Source organism: Vibrio sp. D404a (genome assembly GCF_030248535.1).
GTDB lineage: Bacteria > Pseudomonadota > Gammaproteobacteria > Enterobacterales > Vibrionaceae > Vibrio.
In genome coordinates, this window is the sequence record NZ_JAHGAJ010000028.1 from 1 (window position 1) to 16,444 (window position 16,444).

The 16,444-nt window shown below is 42.2% G+C and carries 10 protein-coding genes and 2 pseudogenes; 8 read left to right on the forward strand and 4 right to left on the reverse strand.

Translation table 11 applies throughout. The features are described 5' to 3' along the window. Positions 1-323 (reverse strand): annotated as a pseudogene (locus KI655_RS17070) (hypothetical protein); the annotation flags it as partial. Between the two features lie 452 nt (positions 324-775). Here KI655_RS17070 and KI655_RS17075 point away from each other — a divergent pair. The 7 genes from KI655_RS17075 (at position 776) to tnpA (ending at position 10,687) form a co-directional block, all read left to right on the forward strand. Then, positions 776-1,564: a TetR/AcrR family transcriptional regulator gene (locus KI655_RS17075; RefSeq protein WP_032548792.1), complete on the forward strand. Its 789-nt coding sequence runs from the start codon at positions 776-778 to the stop codon at positions 1,562-1,564. Between the two features lie 181 nt (positions 1,565-1,745). Next, positions 1,746-4,163: an RND family transporter gene (locus KI655_RS17080; protein ID WP_373417308.1), complete on the forward strand. Its 2,418-nt coding sequence runs from the start codon at positions 1,746-1,748 to the stop codon at positions 4,161-4,163. Between the two features lie 106 nt (positions 4,164-4,269). After that, a complete protein-coding gene (locus KI655_RS17085; RefSeq protein WP_285407552.1) occupies positions 4,270-5,043 on the forward strand; it encodes an outer membrane lipoprotein-sorting protein in 774 nt (257 codons plus the stop codon). Positions 5,044-5,052: 9 nt separating this feature from the next. Then, positions 5,053-6,249, forward strand: coding sequence for a hypothetical protein (locus tag KI655_RS17090; RefSeq protein ID WP_285407372.1), 1,197 nt, complete (start codon positions 5,053-5,055; stop codon positions 6,247-6,249). A gap of 439 nt (positions 6,250-6,688) precedes the next feature. Further along, complete coding sequence (gene pheS, locus KI655_RS17095; protein ID WP_032548794.1) at positions 6,689-7,672, forward strand: phenylalanine--tRNA ligase subunit alpha; 984 nt, start codon at positions 6,689-6,691, stop codon at positions 7,670-7,672. Between the two features lie 18 nt (positions 7,673-7,690). Beyond that, the gene (gene pheT, locus KI655_RS17100; protein ID WP_285407375.1) at positions 7,691-10,078 is read left to right on the forward strand and encodes a phenylalanine--tRNA ligase subunit beta; all 2,388 of its coding nucleotides are present in this window, start codon (positions 7,691-7,693) and stop codon (positions 10,076-10,078) included. Positions 10,079-10,249: 171 nt separating this feature from the next. After that, positions 10,250-10,687 carry an IS200/IS605 family transposase gene (gene tnpA, locus KI655_RS17105; RefSeq protein ID WP_285407377.1) on the forward strand — a complete coding sequence of 146 codons (438 nt, stop codon included), beginning with the start codon at positions 10,250-10,252 and terminating at the stop codon, positions 10,685-10,687. Between the two features lie 187 nt (positions 10,688-10,874). Here the strand turns inward: tnpA and KI655_RS17110 are convergent, their stop codons facing one another. From KI655_RS17110 to KI655_RS17120, 3 genes are read right to left on the reverse strand one after another with little or no spacing between them, the layout of a single operon-like run. Further along, entirely contained in the window at positions 10,875-12,035 is a 1,161-nt protein-coding gene (locus KI655_RS17110) for a response regulator (RefSeq protein ID WP_285407379.1), read from the reverse strand. Further along, the gene (locus KI655_RS17115) at positions 12,028-12,480 is read right to left on the reverse strand and encodes a hypothetical protein (RefSeq protein ID WP_285407380.1); all 453 of its coding nucleotides are present in this window, start codon (positions 12,478-12,480) and stop codon (positions 12,028-12,030) included. The genes KI655_RS17110 and KI655_RS17115 overlap by 8 nt, the downstream gene beginning before the upstream one ends. Next, the gene (locus tag KI655_RS17120) at positions 12,455-15,742 is read right to left on the reverse strand and encodes a hypothetical protein (RefSeq protein WP_285407382.1); all 3,288 of its coding nucleotides are present in this window, start codon (positions 15,740-15,742) and stop codon (positions 12,455-12,457) included. The genes KI655_RS17115 and KI655_RS17120 overlap by 26 nt, the downstream gene beginning before the upstream one ends. 394 nt (positions 15,743-16,136) lie before the next feature. Here KI655_RS17120 and KI655_RS17125 point away from each other — a divergent pair. Continuing rightward, a pseudogene (locus tag KI655_RS17125) lies at positions 16,137-16,415 on the forward strand (alpha/beta fold hydrolase); the annotation flags it as partial. Positions 16,416-16,444: the final 29 nt, after the last annotated feature.

A 16,444-nucleotide genomic window follows, 5' to 3' on the forward strand; every position in this document is an offset into this window, starting at 1 on the left:
GGTGCAGGTGCAGGTGAATAAACTGGAATGGAGTTTACCTGTTGCGCAGGTTGCTCTTGTTCCAGCAGCATCTTAAACACGTGAATCTCTTGGTTGTCTCTGCGCTCGACTTTCACTTTATCTAGCCAACCATTGTCGACTAGGGCTTTTAAGCAGTCCGCTAATCCAAAAACAGATAGAGCCGTCAGCGTAGAAGCCTTATTAAGTTCAATCGTTGCGTAGCCTTCATCATCGGCATTGTCTGCGAGTAAAAGCATCACCAACTTTTCAGCTGGGCTGCTGGTATTAATTTTCCAAGTAAGATAGGTAAATTTAGCGCTCAAAATGATGCTCTTGATAAAGTACAACTCATGTTCCCATTGTAAGCCACCCACACCGGAATTTATAGCAACTTAAGCTAAATCAATGTCAGCTAAACAAATATTAAGCATTGCTGAGCATTCAACACTCCACCTCTATTTCAAAACGACCTATTTAAGAACCATAAGGATCCCAGAATGAACAGTGCGTCACGTAGGGGATTGAAAATGTATGAGCTTGGTTGAGCAATGGTTAGAAATGATTCATGAGTCGAATAAATTTATAAATGAGACTTGATCTGATCAATAGTTGGGCTATTATGACGATAAGTCAAAAATGACGAAGCGTCACAAAATGGCAGCGTACATGATTATGGGATTCATGTTATTATATTGAGTAGGAGTATTGTTTAATACAGACAAGGTTTAAAACAGACCACGCCTGTAAATAGGCTAAGTTAAGGTACGGACTAAACATGAAGTTTGGCTTAGGTTGCAAAGATGAAATAAAAGGAATGCTAGGGTGCATCTCGGGCATGACTAAGAAACAACAAGCGATCGCAGAACGCGAGGTAGAGCTTATGTTGTTGGCAAGGGATATCGTTAGAGAGCAGGGCTTTGGTAACTTAACAATGGATAAGTTAACCGCTGCGAGCTCTTACTCGAAAGGGACGATATACAATCATTTTTGCAGTAAAGAAGACGTTGTTTTAGCCCTGTGTATTCATTCACTTAAAACAGAGGCGATGTTATTTGCGCGCTCTGGAGAGTTTGAAGGCACAAGCCGTGAAAAAGTAATGGCACTGCACGTTGCATACCGAATCTATGCACGCATGGAGCCAGTACTGTCAACCTGTGCAATTATGGCTAAGAGCCCTTGGATACTAGAGAAGGCCTCGCCAACAAGAGTGCAAGAGCTTAATCAACTCGAAGAGATGGTGATTCAGCATGCCGATGAGTTGGTAAACCGCGCTGTTGAAGCGGGGGACCTGAAGTTCTCTTCTGGAATTGGTTCTGATGCTATTGTTTTTGCAAACTGGTCGATCGCTTTTGGTTCTAACGCCTTGAACCAAAATGCATCTAATAGCCACTGTATTAAACGAATCCAAGACCCATATTCTGTGTTACACAACGCTAATATGCTTTTAGATGGATTGAACTGGAAGCCGCTCTCTTCGGAATGGGATTACAAGAAGACCTGGCGCCGAGTAGAGCAAGAGCTGTTCAGTGAAGAAGTAGCCTATCTGGAATCTGTTGGTCGTTGATCACACTTAACCCACCTTGGTGGGTTATTTAAGCGCCATTAGTGACGAATCGTCAAAAACATGAGCTGATTTAGGTTGTATCGAATCAATTCTTAGTTTTGACCTCATTTTGTATGTTTGCCAGCGAATTGCTGGTTTTTAAATATACATTTATGACGAATCGTCACATATGGAGGCTGTGATGGAACCCCAAAATCAACCATCAGAAACCCAGAACGCTTGGTATACTTTGCCCACCCAACGTTCGTTTATAACGCTGTTCGTAGTGCTAGCGGTGATCGCCGTTGCGACGTTCGGTGCCAAAAACCTCTATTTCAGAGGTGACTACAACATCTTCTTTGAAGGGACCAACAAACAGTTGATGGCGTTTGACGAGATTCAAATCACCTTCGCCAAAACAGACAACCTCTCCATTGTGATCGCCCCAGACGATGGCAATGTCTTTACTCCAGAGACTCTGACTCTGATTCAAAACCTCACTGTCGACTCATGGCAGATCCCATACTCAAGCCGTGTCGATTCCATTGCCAACTATCAACATACCGAAGCGATAGAAGATGACTTGCTGGTGGAAGACCTGCTCTATGAAGAGTATGAGCACACGCCAGAACGAATCGCCAAAGTAAAACAGATCGCCTTGAACGAACCATTACTCAAGAATGCGTTAGTGTCGGCGTCTGGTGATGTAACGATTGTTAACGTGACCGTGCAACTGCCAGAAGTGGATAAAACTGCAGAAGTACAAGAAGTTATCGCGGCTATCAATGCCATGATTGGTAAGTACCAAGCTCAGTATCCGAATGTGGAGTTCCATAAAGCGGGCATCATCGCCATGAACAACGCCTTTATGACTTCAGCGCAAGAGGACAGCTCAACGCTAGTGCCGTTAATGCTGTTGGTGGTGTTGGTGTTCCTTACCTTTATGCTGCGCTCGTTCTTTAGCGTTGTCGCAACCCTTGTCGTAATCATCTCCTCGATTCTCGCGACCATGGGCTTGTCTGGTTGGGTAGGTATGTTTTTAAGCACCGCAACCGTGAATGTTCCAACACTGGTGTTAACCCTAGCGGTCGCAGACTGCGTGCACGTGATTGTGACCATGCGCCAAGCCATGCAGCGTGGAATGACCAAAGCCGAAGCGATTCAATACAGCATCAAGCTTAACTTCATCCCAATTCTAATCACGTCCGTCACCACAGCGATTGGCTTCTTGATGATGAACATGTCGGACTCTCCAGTGCTTCGTGACTTCGGTAACTTGTCTGCACTGGGCGTGATGATCGCATGCTTGCTGTCCGTCTCTCTGCTGCCTGCGCTACTTAACCTGCTGCCAGTGAAACGCCTTGCACCAACCACTAGTGAGTCTGAAAAAGTGACCTTCATGGACAACCTAGGCGATTTCGTAGTGAACAATCGCAAAGCCTTGCTGCCCGTTTCTACGCTAGTGATAGTGGTTGCAGCGGCGTTAATTCCACTTAATAAAGTCAACGACGAATCGGTGAAATACTTTGACACCTCCAATGAGTTTCGCCAAGCCGCTGACTTTATGGAACAGACCATCAGTGGCATGACCAACCTGAGTATCGCGATAAAAACCAACGAGTCTCAAGGCATTGCTGACCCTGTGTTCTTGCAAGCGATTGGTGATTTCACTGAGTGGCTACGCGTTCAACCAGAAACCGACCATGTAGCGACACTCTCAGACGTTTATAAGCGTTTGAATAAGAACATGCATGGCGACGACGACAGCTACTACAAGCTACCGCTTAACCGTGAACTTGCTGCGCAATATCTACTTTTGTACGAGATGTCTCTGCCTTATGGATTGGACCTCAACAACCAGATCAACGTCGATAAATCCTCGATCAAAATGGTACTCACCGTCGATAACCTTGGCAGTGTGGAGCTGGTGGAACTTGAAGAGCGTATCTATGCGTGGTTCGCAGCGAACGCGCCTCAGTATGAAGTGGTCGCATCTAGCCCATCACTGATGTTTGCTCACATCGGCGAAACCAACATGGCGAGCATGCTCTCTACCTTGCCAATCACGCTCGTGCTGATCTCTGCGCTGATGATCTTCGCTCTGCGTTCGGTTCGCTTAGGTGTGATTAGCCTAGTACCAAACATTGCGCCAGCGATCATTGGCTTTGGTTTATGGGCGCTTATCTCGGGTGAAATCAACCTTGGTTTATCAGTCGTTGTCACGCTTACCTTGGGTATCGTGGTTGATGATGCGGTGCACTTCCTAAGTAAATACCAGCGTGCACGCAAAGAAGGCCAGTCGGCTGAACAAGCAGTGCGTTACGCCTTCCATACCGTTGGCCGCGCATTGTGGATCACCACAGTAGTGCTTGTTGCTGGCTTTAGTGTACTCGCGCTATCTGGCTTCAGACTCAACGCCGATATGGGCTTGTTGAGCGCCATTGTTATCTTCATCGCACTGGTTGTGGATTTCATCTTACTGCCAATCTTGCTGATGATTTTCGACAAAGAAAACCACTATGTGAGCGACGCAAAAAAGCAAACTGCTGAGACCCTATCAACCTCAACTGCTGAAAAACATGCAAACCCAACGGCTGAGTTATCTACTTCGACAAAATAAGGAAATGTCAGCCTGCAGATGCGGGCTGCCCAAGGAGAACATTATGAAAAGCTATAAACACTCTATCAGTAAGAAAACAAAAGCAAAGAAAACACTAATAACGTCAATGATAACAATGGGTGCGTTAGCACTAGGCACATTTGCGGCTCTGCCTGCATTGGCTGACCCTGCAAAAGGGCTAGAAATTGCTGAAAAACGCAAAAGCCTAGACACAGGCTGGGGTGATTCAATTGCCACTATGGAGATGCTGCTCAAAAACAAACAAGGAGAGAGCAGCACCCGCTTAATGCGCCTTAAATCTCTAGAGGTCGATAACGATGGCGATAAAGGCTTAACCATCTTCGACCAACCTCGCGATGTAAAAGGTACAGCTTTTCTCAACCACTCGCACATTACTAAATCGGACGACCAATGGTTGTATCTGCCAGCGCTAAAGCGTGTGAAACGCATCTCTTCACGTAACAAATCCGGCCCGTTCATGGGCAGTGAATTTGCGTACGAAGACTTGAGCTCGTTTGAGCTAGAAAAGTACACCTTTAACTATGTGGAAGACGCCAAACTCGATGGGCTGGATACCTTTGTGTTAGAGCAAGTGCCAACCGATAAAAACTCAGGTTACACCAAGCAGAAAGTGTGGCTCGACCAAGAGCACTACCGCCCAATGAAAGTCGAATTCTATGACCGCAAAGGCGCACTGCTAAAAACCTTGTCGTTCCAAGATTACAAACAGTATCTAAACCAATACTGGCGTGCCCATACTATGGCGATGCAGAACCATCAAACGGGTAAAAGCACCGTCCTAACCACAACAGACTTAGTGTTCCAAAACGGACTTGAAGATCGTGATTTCCAAAAGAACACCCTTAAGCGAGCGAAGTAGGGCAGTGATATGAAAAGGAAAGTGTTACTCGGCTCGCAGTTGGCGGTGACCATCGCTGCGACACTCGGCTTAATGAGTGTCTCTGCGATGTGTCATTCGGTAGAGCTTGCTGGGCAAGTCAACGTGGAGCATCGTCAGTACTTCAGTGACGGCTTACAAGGGCAGAGCAAAGACCAAACTTCGCTCGTCCTGCAACCCGAACTCTATTGGGAGCAGCAAGACGGCAATGGCAGCTTCACTTTCACCCCGTTCTATCGCTTTGACAGTCAAGACGATGAGCGAACTCACGGCGATGTTCGTGAAGCCTTGTACCTCACTTATTGGGACGACTATGAGCTGCGTGCTGGTGTCGGCAAAGTGTTCTGGGGTGTGACAGAATCGGCGCACTTGGTGGATGTAGTGAACCAGACCGATGCCATTGAATCGGTCGATGGTGAAGCCAAACTTGGCCAACCTATGGTGCACTTCACCTCAGTTAAAGATTGGGGCACCGTAGATGCGATGCTACTGCCGTATTTCAGAGAGCGCACCTTTGCGGGCGAAGATGGCAGATTGCGACCAACCATCCCAGTTTCTGATGATGCGCTGTATGAATCCTCGAGAGAAGAAAAGCATGTCGATGTCGCGCTGCGTTATAGCCAAATGTATGGAGACTGGGATGTTGGCTTGAGCTATCTAGCGGGTACCAACCGCGACCCATACTTTCGCTTTGAAGGGAACAAGCTCAAACCTTACTACGCTCAAATGCAGCACGTCGGATTAGATGTACAAGGCATTGTCGGTGACTGGCTACTCAAGTTAGAAAGCGTTTATCGAGACAGTTTCGATAACCACACAGGGCTAGTCACAGGCTTTGAATATACTTGGGTAGGGGCGTTAGATTCGTACTGGGACATCGGTTTTCTTGCAGAATATCTGTATGACAGCCGAGGCAACAATGCGCAAAATGTGGGGCAAAACGATGTGTTTGTCGGAACGCGATTTGCGCTTAACGATGAAGACGGCACCGAAGTTCTGGTCGGCATGACGCAAGACTTAGACAACAGCGATGTCTACAGTGCGCGCGTAGAAGCCTCAGCCCGAATCAACAACCATTTTAAGTGGCGATTGAACGGTTGGTTGTTCGAGAACGAAACGCCGGAAGACTTGCTCTTCTTTGCTAGAAAGGACGACTTTGTCGAAGTGGCTATCGAATACTATTTCTAGAAAGCTTAGGTTTTTAACAGAACTAACGTCAAAATAACGATTTAAGTACTTAACCAATTACCCGATTAAGCAATTGCGCTGTTAAATAATTGCACTATTAAGCAATTGCACTACCAAACAATGGGCTCTGACATAGGGCACATTGTTTGCTTTTTCGAGGAGAGGAGGTTGTCATCTGTTGTTCATCGAGCCTGATTAGCATCTAGGTTAACAGTGTAGCTATGTTTGAAAACGACAACTTTTGCCTGTTTCTGAGCAAGACTCAGCGGTATTTGGTTTCTATGACACTAAAGAAGGCTAAATTTGTCGTGTTTTTAGTCAATAACTTGTTCTTTTGGCAATTCAATTTGGCATTAGTAGCTGGTTTGATTACTATGTGTAGCTATCGAAAAAACTAATCATCCGATACGGACACTACCAGAAGGTAGATGAGGAAACGATGCAACATCTAGAAGAGATCATTGCTAATGCAACGACAGCGATTGAAAGCGCTGATTCGTTAGTCGCACTTGATGAAGTGCGAGTTCAGTATTTAGGTAAGAAAGGTGAACTTACTTCACAGCTTCAAAGCCTAGGTAAACTACCACCTGAAGAGCGTCGCACTGCTGGTCAAGAGATCAACAAAGCGAAAGGTGCTGTTCAACAAGCGATCGCAGCTCGCAAAGACGCACTACAACGTGCAGAGCTAGAAGCGAAACTGGCTGAAGAGACAATCGATGTGAGCCTACCAGGTCGTCGCATTGAGAACGGTGGTCTACACCCAGTAACACGCACAGTTGAGCGTATTGAACAGTTCTTTGGTGAGCTAGGCTTTAACACTGAGTCTGGTCCTGAGATTGAAGATGCATTCCACAACTTTGATGCACTAAACATCGCAGAAGATCATCCAGCTCGTACTGACCACGATACCTTCTTCTTTAACCCAGACCTAATGCTACGTACGCACACGTCTGGTGTTCAAATCCGTACAATGGAAAACGGCAAGCCTCCTTTCCGTTTCATCGCTCCGGGCCGTGTTTACCGTAACGACTACGACCAAACTCACACACCAATGTTCCACCAAGTGGAAGGTATGCTGGTAGATGAGAACGTAAACTTCGCTCAGCTGAAAGGTATTCTGAACGACTTCCTATGTAACTTCTTTGAAGAAGAAGTAGAAGTGCGTTTCCGTCCTTCATTCTTCCCATTCACAGAGCCTTCAGCAGAAGTTGACGTGAAACGTAAAGATGGCAAATGGCTAGAAGTTCTAGGTTGTGGCATGGTTCACCCTAACGTACTTCGCTCTGTAGGCATCGACCCTGAGAAATACTCTGGTTTCGCATTCGGTATGGGTGTTGAGCGTCTAACAATGCTTCGTTACGGCGTAAATGACCTTCGTGCGTTCTTCGAGAACGACCTTCGTTTCCTAAAACAATTCAAGTAATCCGGGGCAGTCAAAACTATGAAATTCAGTGAATCTTGGCTACGCGAGTGGGTTAAACCTGCAATTAACAGCGAAGAGCTAGCTCACCAAATCACTATGGCTGGTTTGGAAGTTGACGATGTAGAACCTGTTGCTGGTGAATTCACCGGCGTTAAAGTAGGTAAAGTGGTTGAGTGCGGTCAGCACCCAGACGCAGACAAACTACAAGTTACAAAAATTGATATCGGCGAAGAAGAGCTTTTAGACATCGTTTGTGGTGCATCTAACTGTCGTCTTGGCCTAACTGTAGCAGTAGCAACAGTTGGCGCAGTACTTCCTGGTAACTTCAAAATCAAGAAAGCAAAGCTACGTGGCGTTCCATCGCACGGCATGCTTTGTTCTTTCTCTGAGCTAGGTATCGACGTAGAGTCGGACGGTATCCTTGAGCTACCAGAAGGTACAACTCTAGGTATGGACGTTCGTGAACTTCTAGACCTAGAAGACGTTGCGATCGACGTAGACCTAACAGCAAACCGCGCTGACTGTTTCAGCATCCGTGGTCTTGCTCGTGAAGTTGGCGTACTAAACCGCGCAGACGTTACAGAGCCAGCAGTTGAAGCTGTTGCTACAAGCATTGAAGACACAGTATCTGTTGAAATCAAAGCAACTGATGCTTGTCCACGTTACCTTGGCCGTGTGGTTAAGAACGTAAACGTGAAAGCGGAAACTCCAATCTGGATGCAAGAAAAACTGCGTCGTTGTGGTATCCGTTCAATCGACCCAGTTGTAGACATCACAAACTACGTGATGCTAGAGCAAGGCCAACCAATGCACGCATTTGATCTAGCTAAGATCGAAGGTGGCATCGTGGTTCGTCTAGCAGAGCAGGGCGAAAAACTAACACTTCTAGATGGCAACGAAGCTGAACTAAACAGCAACACACTTGTTATCGCTGACCACAACAAAGCACTAGCAATCGCTGGTATCTTTGGTGGTGAAGAGTCTGGTGTAACAACTGAAACTACAGACGTACTTCTAGAAGCAGCATTCTTCGCACCGGATCACATCCGTGGTCGCGCACGTGCTTACGGCCTACACACAGATTCTTCTCTACGTTTCGAGCGTGGTGTTGACTCAACACTACAAGCAGTAGCAATGGAGCGTGCAACACAGCTTCTAGTTGAAATCTGTGGTGGTGAAGTTGCGCCAGTAAACGGCAGCGAATCTGAAGCTGATCTACCAAAAGCAAACGTAGTATCTCTACGTCGCGCTAAGCTAGACAGCCTACTAGGCCACGAAATCCCATCTGAAGACGTGGTAGAAATCCTAACTCGTCTAGGCTGTGAAGTTGAAACGACTGAAGCTGGTTGGACGGCGACGTCTCCATCTTGGCGTTTCGATATCGCAATCGAGCAAGACCTAATTGAAGAAGTAGGTCGTATCTACGGTTACGATAACATTCCAAACCAAGCGCCTAAAGCGGCACTTAAGATGAACGACCACAAAGAAGCTGACCAACCGCTTAAGCGCGTTCGTGATCTTCTAGTTGACCGTGGCTACCACGAAGCAATCACTTACAGCTTCGTTGAGCCAGAGCAGCAAAAACTGATCGTTCCAGATGTTGAGCCGCTAATCCTGCCATTCCCAATCTCTGCGGACATGTCAGCAATGCGTCTTGGCCTAATCCAAGGTCTTCTAAACACAGTTGTTCACAACCAGAAGCGTCAACAGCCACGCGTTCGTCTATTCGAATCTGGCCTACGTTTCATCCCAGAAGCATCAGCTGAAAACGGTATGCGTCAAGAAATGATGCTAGCAGGCGTTATCTCTGGTACTCGTGGCGAAGAGCACTGGGACGTTGCAACAAACACTGTTGACTTCTTCGACCTGAAAGGCGATCTAGAAGCAGTTCTAGAGCTAACAGCGAACGAAAAAGCTTACAGCTTCAAAGCAGCTAAGCACCCAGCACTTCACCCAGGTCAAACTGCGGCTATCGTAGTAGACGGCAAAGAAGTGGGTATCATTGGTACTGTTCACCCAGAACTAGAGCGTAAGTTTGGTCTTAACGGCCGTACTATCGTATTCGAAATCGAATGGGCAGCTATCAACACTCGCGTGCTTCCAGAAGCAGTAGCAGTATCTAAGTTCCCTGCAAACCGTCGTGATATCGCGGTAGTTGTTGACGAAGCAGTAGCTTCTGGCGACATCGTAGAAGCGTGTATCGCAGCTGGTGGCGAATTCCTAACAGACGCTAAACTGTTCGACGTTTACGTAGGTAAGGGCGTAGAAGAAGGCAAGAAGAGCCTAGCTATCGCGCTGACTCTACAGTCTGTAGAGCGCACACTAGAAGACGCAGACATCGCTGGTTCAGTAGATGCTATCGTAGCTTCAATCTCAGAGAAATTCGGCGCAGCACTTCGCGACTAATCTCTTCTGATAGATAGAAAACCAAAGGCCTCGCATTGCGAGGCCTTTTTGTTGTCATCCCTAAACCACCGCCTTTGGCGGTGGTGATTGTTCCTAGGGGCTGTTGCCCGAAAACACGCCCATGTTAGAAGTAATGCTCTTATTCACCACAAGTAAGAGGAAACAAATAACATGGGCGATTATAGAAGTTCATCACACGTCTATTGGCGATGCAAATACCATATCGTTTGGACCCCAAAGTATAGGTTTAAAATTCTCAAGGGTAATGTTGCCAGAGAACTGTATAAGTCTATCTATATACTTTGCAATATGAAGGATTGTGAAGTACTGGAGTTAAATATTCAGCCTGATCACGTTCATCTAGTTGTTATTGTTCCACCAAAAGTTTCGATCTCAACATTGATGGGTATTTTAAAGGGGCGGTCTGCAATTCGATTGTTTAATAAGTTTGCCCACATTCGAAAGAAGCTTTGGGGTAATCATTTTTGGGCGAGAGGGTACTTTGTCGATACGATAGGTGTGAACGAGACCATAATTCGGCGCTATGTTAGACATCAAGACAAGAAAGACCAAGAGTATGAAGCGCAGTTAGAGTTGAAGATGAACTAACAGCGTGGAAACGCCCCCTTTTAGGGGGCTGAAAACTAAATCCGCCTTCTAAGAAGGCGGATTTTTACTTTTTGTTCCAAAGTAGTAGGGTTGATTCGTAAATGGACAAAAAAAAGTATTTATCATGTGTATAGTAGCTTGTAATTAGAGCGTCACAATTAAGAGAATATGACAAATTTAATCCGTTTTAAACTATAGTTGCCCTATAAGCAGCATATAGTAAGCCTATATAAATCAAGGGCTTGAACCTAGATACTAGCTGAATGACAAATTCTGTCACATCCTGGTACCAGCGATTTTCCCTATTATCAAATGCACTAATTTCTTTTTCGGAAATAATTGGAGGTATCCAATTTTCAAGCATGCTATTTTCAGTTAGATATACAGAGTGCCCTCCATCATAATAACGATTTATAAATGAATTACTTTGAGGTGTGATAAAGCCTGTTCTTCCTGCATCTCCAAGTCCAAGAACTAACATATTACAAAACATTAGAATCTTATCTTTTCCACCACATTCATTAATAAAAGTAGAAGTCTTACTTTGAATTTCTTCTATATCGTAGTCTGTTTTCAATACCGAACCAGCAAAAATAACAAGATCTAACTTCGACTTCCCAGAGTAAGATTGTATCGCTTTCGCGGCTATATAGGTTCCAAAACTATGAGCGACAAGGATTACCTTTTCATGTTTTGACTGATCTAACACCGAGTGAATTTTTGTTTCTATCTTCTTTGAGACGTAGTTACGTAAGCTAGGAATTAAAAATGAGATTAAACTGAAAAATCCGTACTTTAACGGCATATTTTCAACCTCCCTTGAGTTCTCCGTTACTAACTTCTCTAGCGTATCTTGCCATTTACCAGTTGTGCGTATTCCATGGATAGTAATTAAAGAAACACTAGCATGAGATCTAGCCTCTGACACAAATGTCTTAATCAGACTATCTACATTGTTTGAAATCCTACTTACCCACGATGAGGAGTTAGCTGTTGCTTCTAAAATAATGGAGGTACGATCATGGAACTCGTCAGAAAATTTACCCATATCTGCAATAAAAGCTGTGATTCCAATAACTTTCGTCGGTGAGAAGTATGCATCTTTATCATGGATATCTCTTAGGGTTTTTATTCCTTCAGATGCTTGTGGTGTATCTCCTTTTCTTCTTGGAAGTACAACATCTAAAACTAAAAGATCATACTTCGTAATTCTCATCAACTTTTTTGCGCTAGATGCACACATCGCTTCATCAATTTTTAGATATTCTTGATTGCTTAATTTGCCTATAGCTTTCTTTAGTTTGTTAATACGAAGTTTATTATCATCTACAATCAGAACTTTAATCATTTAATTCTTTTATTACCCGTTGTAATTTTTCTTTCCAAAAGTGGCTCGAAGTTTCATAATGTATCGTAGAAATATACTGCGTTGGGAGCGTTTTTTCTAACTCCTTCTCAATATCAATCAAGTCTTTTCTTCCATCACCCTCACCAAAGTTTGAATATTGAGTAAGAATTACAAAAGGGGTCTCGATTGATTTTCGTTTCATTTTCCTCACGATATCTTTACCACCATAGACGCGAAATCTTCCTCCAGACTCTGTAGCAGACTTATCATGTGTTGGTAGGCTCATATCGAGAATGATAAGGTCAAGTGGTTCATTTAATACAGATTTCACACCTGAATTAAATGAAAACGCTTCTTTTAACTCAATGTTTTCATCAATAGAACGAATAAATGAGCACACTTTACCGCGTTTATGCTCATTATCCTCGATTATTAAAATCTTCATCTTTTACTCCAATAGTTAAAGTAAACATTTCATCATCACTTATTTCGCATGTAAGTATAAATCTATTCGGACAGTTCTTTAATAGATTGTAGACTTTATATATTCCAGTCCCACCTTCAATCTTAGCCAAGCTTGGATTATTATCAGACATTTTATTAGAGATAAGCTCTCTGAGACCTTTAAGTCCTTTGTCATTTCTACAAGTAAAAGAATTCCTGATTATAATGTTAGTTACTTCACCGACCCTCTTTACAGAAAGAAAGACCTTACCATTCCCGTAGCTATTGGCATTATCAAGAGCGGTAATTATTGATGTCATTAGTGGTTTTGCATCTTTATAGGTAAAGGTAGTGCTCTCAGTATAGTTGTCTATATCCAAGCATATCTTATATTGTGAAAAGATGGACTCGAAGGTTTGATTACAAGCAAAGACAACCGACTTTACATCATAGATGTTGCTTTCGTTCATCTCTGCTACATTCAACCAAGATGTCACCCTATCCAACTCTTCAACAACCGACGCCTTCATGTGAGTAATTGCCTCGAAGAGCTCTTTCAAAGGCACTGTCCGTTTATGATTGATTAAGCTAATTTCTAGATCATTTATAGTTTTTGTTAACTCTAGCTTTAAATCTTCATTGATATAACGCTTAACATTTTCTAATGAATTTAATGTCAGTTTCCACATGTATTCAATAATAGCTTCAAAGAAATCTTCAAAGGTTAAACTGTTTTTTATTGATTCTCGGAGACCACTTATATTTTCAAACATAGGGAGAAAATCAAAAAGCCCGTTATTTTTTTCATTATAATCGATAGCAACATTAAAGATGGAATTCGCCCTGTTCAAAGCATCATCGAAATTTTTAGAGAAAAAACAAATATTATCATGTATTCTACTTTTAATCTTATGAACTAGTAGTGGGTATTTTTCATCGATAATCGCGTTTAATTCATAATTTCCATCTTCATCGATATCAGTTATAATATTGTGCTTTTCAATTCCTGACCGAATTTGGCTTATAAATATACCATGTCTTATATCGGCACTTAAATATTTGTCTAAACCATAGTTTTCATTACAGACAAAATCATTGACAATTTCTCTATATATCTGAGATAAAACATCAGTAGTATTACTTGAGGGAACAACTGTTTTCTCATTTTTATAGTCGTCAATTACGGTATACTCATCTTCAGTGTTTAATGACTGATCGTTAATTGCCGCATCTTGATAAAGGTCATATAGAAACCTATAACGTTCAAACTTCTCATTTTTAATAGAATCAACATCAACAAATATTTTACTGGTGTCAAATTTTGTTTTTAGTCCATCAAAAGATAATTCATCTAATATGCTATTTCTTTCTGACATGACTAGATCATCAAAAAAATCAGTGTTCTTTAATAAATCTAAAATAACCACTCTCTCTTTTTTAATGTCTTCTGTGCTATCAAACTCTTCAGAAGAGTCCATGGTTGAAATCACACAGACATTTTTCAAGAAGTAAGCTATCTTCCCAGTTATATTTTCTGGGCCCTCAAATAAAGTCGATGGTAAGTGTGTGTCGTATTCATTAATGAAGTCTTCGTATACTTCAGCTTTCTCTTCCTCTCGATCCTTTGATATGTTTTTACTATAAATGCTATAGAGTATCGGTATATCTATAGTTGTTTCTTCTAACACTTGATCTTCAATGTGTAAGATCAATTCTTTTATTGGTAGGAATGGAAATGTCAGATTGTTTTCAATATATGTATCTACAGTGAATTCTGCACATTTTAATATGTCGCCACGTTCTATTAGATAATTTGAATAATCTATAATGTAATCAGATTTAATTAGGCACTTTCGACTATATTGTTGAAAATGATCTATTATCTCATGGGTGTCTAAATTTGATATATCTCTATGTTTCAGCTTTCTATATTCGGGAGCATTATCAAAATCGCCATGATAATTTCTCACACCATTGATAACTAAGGGGGTGCAATATTCCAATTGAAGTAAGCAATTTTTTCTAGAGATATCTCTCTTATAATCGTTGTTTTTAATTGTGTTATATAGATGAAATAGTAAAGATGAACATATGGTAGAATGGTTGAACGTGGTAGCGATGTTCTCTATTACTAATTTTTTTGTCATAGAGTCAGGTTCAGACATCAATACTGATCTAAAGCAACGCACAATTTTTTCCAATAATGTGTTCTCAGATTCATACACACTATAAATATTACTTCTCGCCAGAATTTCAATAAGAGAGATATACCTAGCGTTATTGCTTATCAGGTCGATAATTTTTCTATTCACATATTGATAATCACCATTCGTATAGCGGTCAATGCAAATATATATATCTTGATTATTGCTAATATCTTTATTCTCAGACACCGAAATGAGGTTTTGGATATCTTTATCATCTATGACTTTTACAATGCTTTTTAGGACAGAAAGCTCTCTCGATGTAAGGCCTGATCCGTGTGCCACTTTGTCGCTAAAATAGCTCTTAAACAACAAGTATTGATCTAAGCATGATGTATGTGTAGCTGGCCATAGTCTTCTAGTATCAACCGATACTCTTTTATCGAACTCTAAAGGTAAAAAATAGCTTGAATACACATCTGCATAGTGAGTTGCAATTGTATCCCCTGAAGAGTCCCTCATTTCATCTAAAATGCCAACTAGGTTTTTAGAGAATGTTTCAAACCGTTTACTTTGGTGCTTGAAAAGGATTTGTTGCAAGAAGAAATCTTCTACTTTATGTTTTAATTTACTTCTTATGTTAGTGATATATTTTTGATTTGATTTGCTATTTATATATTTTTCAATGCAGCTTCTCATCTCTATCTCCCAAAAGGAGTAGCCACATTTAGCGTTTAAAAAATCTAGTTTACAAATAGCTTCTTCGTGACGAGACATCAATATTAAAGCCTCTACATCGTTTTTTACCGACACGAATGTAGATATTTCGTCTGAGTTAAATTGAAAAAGGTGGCTCAGCCAAGTTAGCTCTGAATTTGAGTCACTGAAACATATGTTGGGGAGCCCGCAAAATGTGTCAATATCTTTGTATAGAAATCTGATGCTAGTGGGAAGTTTAGGGTGGCTGAAGATTCTACGACAGAGCTGATCTAACTCGATACCTCTGAACTGAGTAACTTCTTGTGTTATCAATGAAGAAGTAATGAAGTCATTTTTTGCTTCATTGTTAGTCTTAACTGAAAACACACTAGCGAGTGCTGAATTTATTGAACGTTTCATCGATTCTGAGTTGCCTTTTACATGTTATGCCTATAGTAGCATTTACTTTGCATTGCTAACTAGTTTTTTATCTATAAGTCAGTGGTTTGAAGGTTGGTCGATAAACCGCTCACACACAACTTCAGCAGTTTAAGTGAGAATCGTATTAGTTTAAGGGGCGCAGTTTTCGCATTTGCTTCTTATTGTTTCTGTATTTCGAATTTAATTAAACATGACTGTTTGAACTTTGAACCGTAACTCATCTCGGACGAGATATGACTTGGCAAACTTACCAAAGCGAAGATTTCTTCATCTAAATCACCCTTGACCTGTCTAAAGCTTCACACTTTATAGTGCCTATATTGATTGAGAGGGGCGCTTTCTGTGTTCCCTCTAAAGTAAGTAGAGAGACACTATGAAACGTTTAATTCTAAACATCACGCTCTTGTTATTTATGGCACTTGGTAGCTTTAATGCCATGGATCATGATTCAACGCTTAAGGGCGGTATTGCGTTATCTCACGATGGTGAGCAAATTGCGTAGGGCAAAAGTGGGGGCGGGGAGACGGCGCTGATTTTCATTCATGGTTGGAGCTTAGACAGTAGGCTTTGGCAAAACCAAATGAGTGAGTTTTCAAAGCAGTACCAATTGATAATCATGGACTTAGCAGGGCACGGTAACTCATCGTTCAACCACCACAGAACGAGTGCAACACCTTCTTT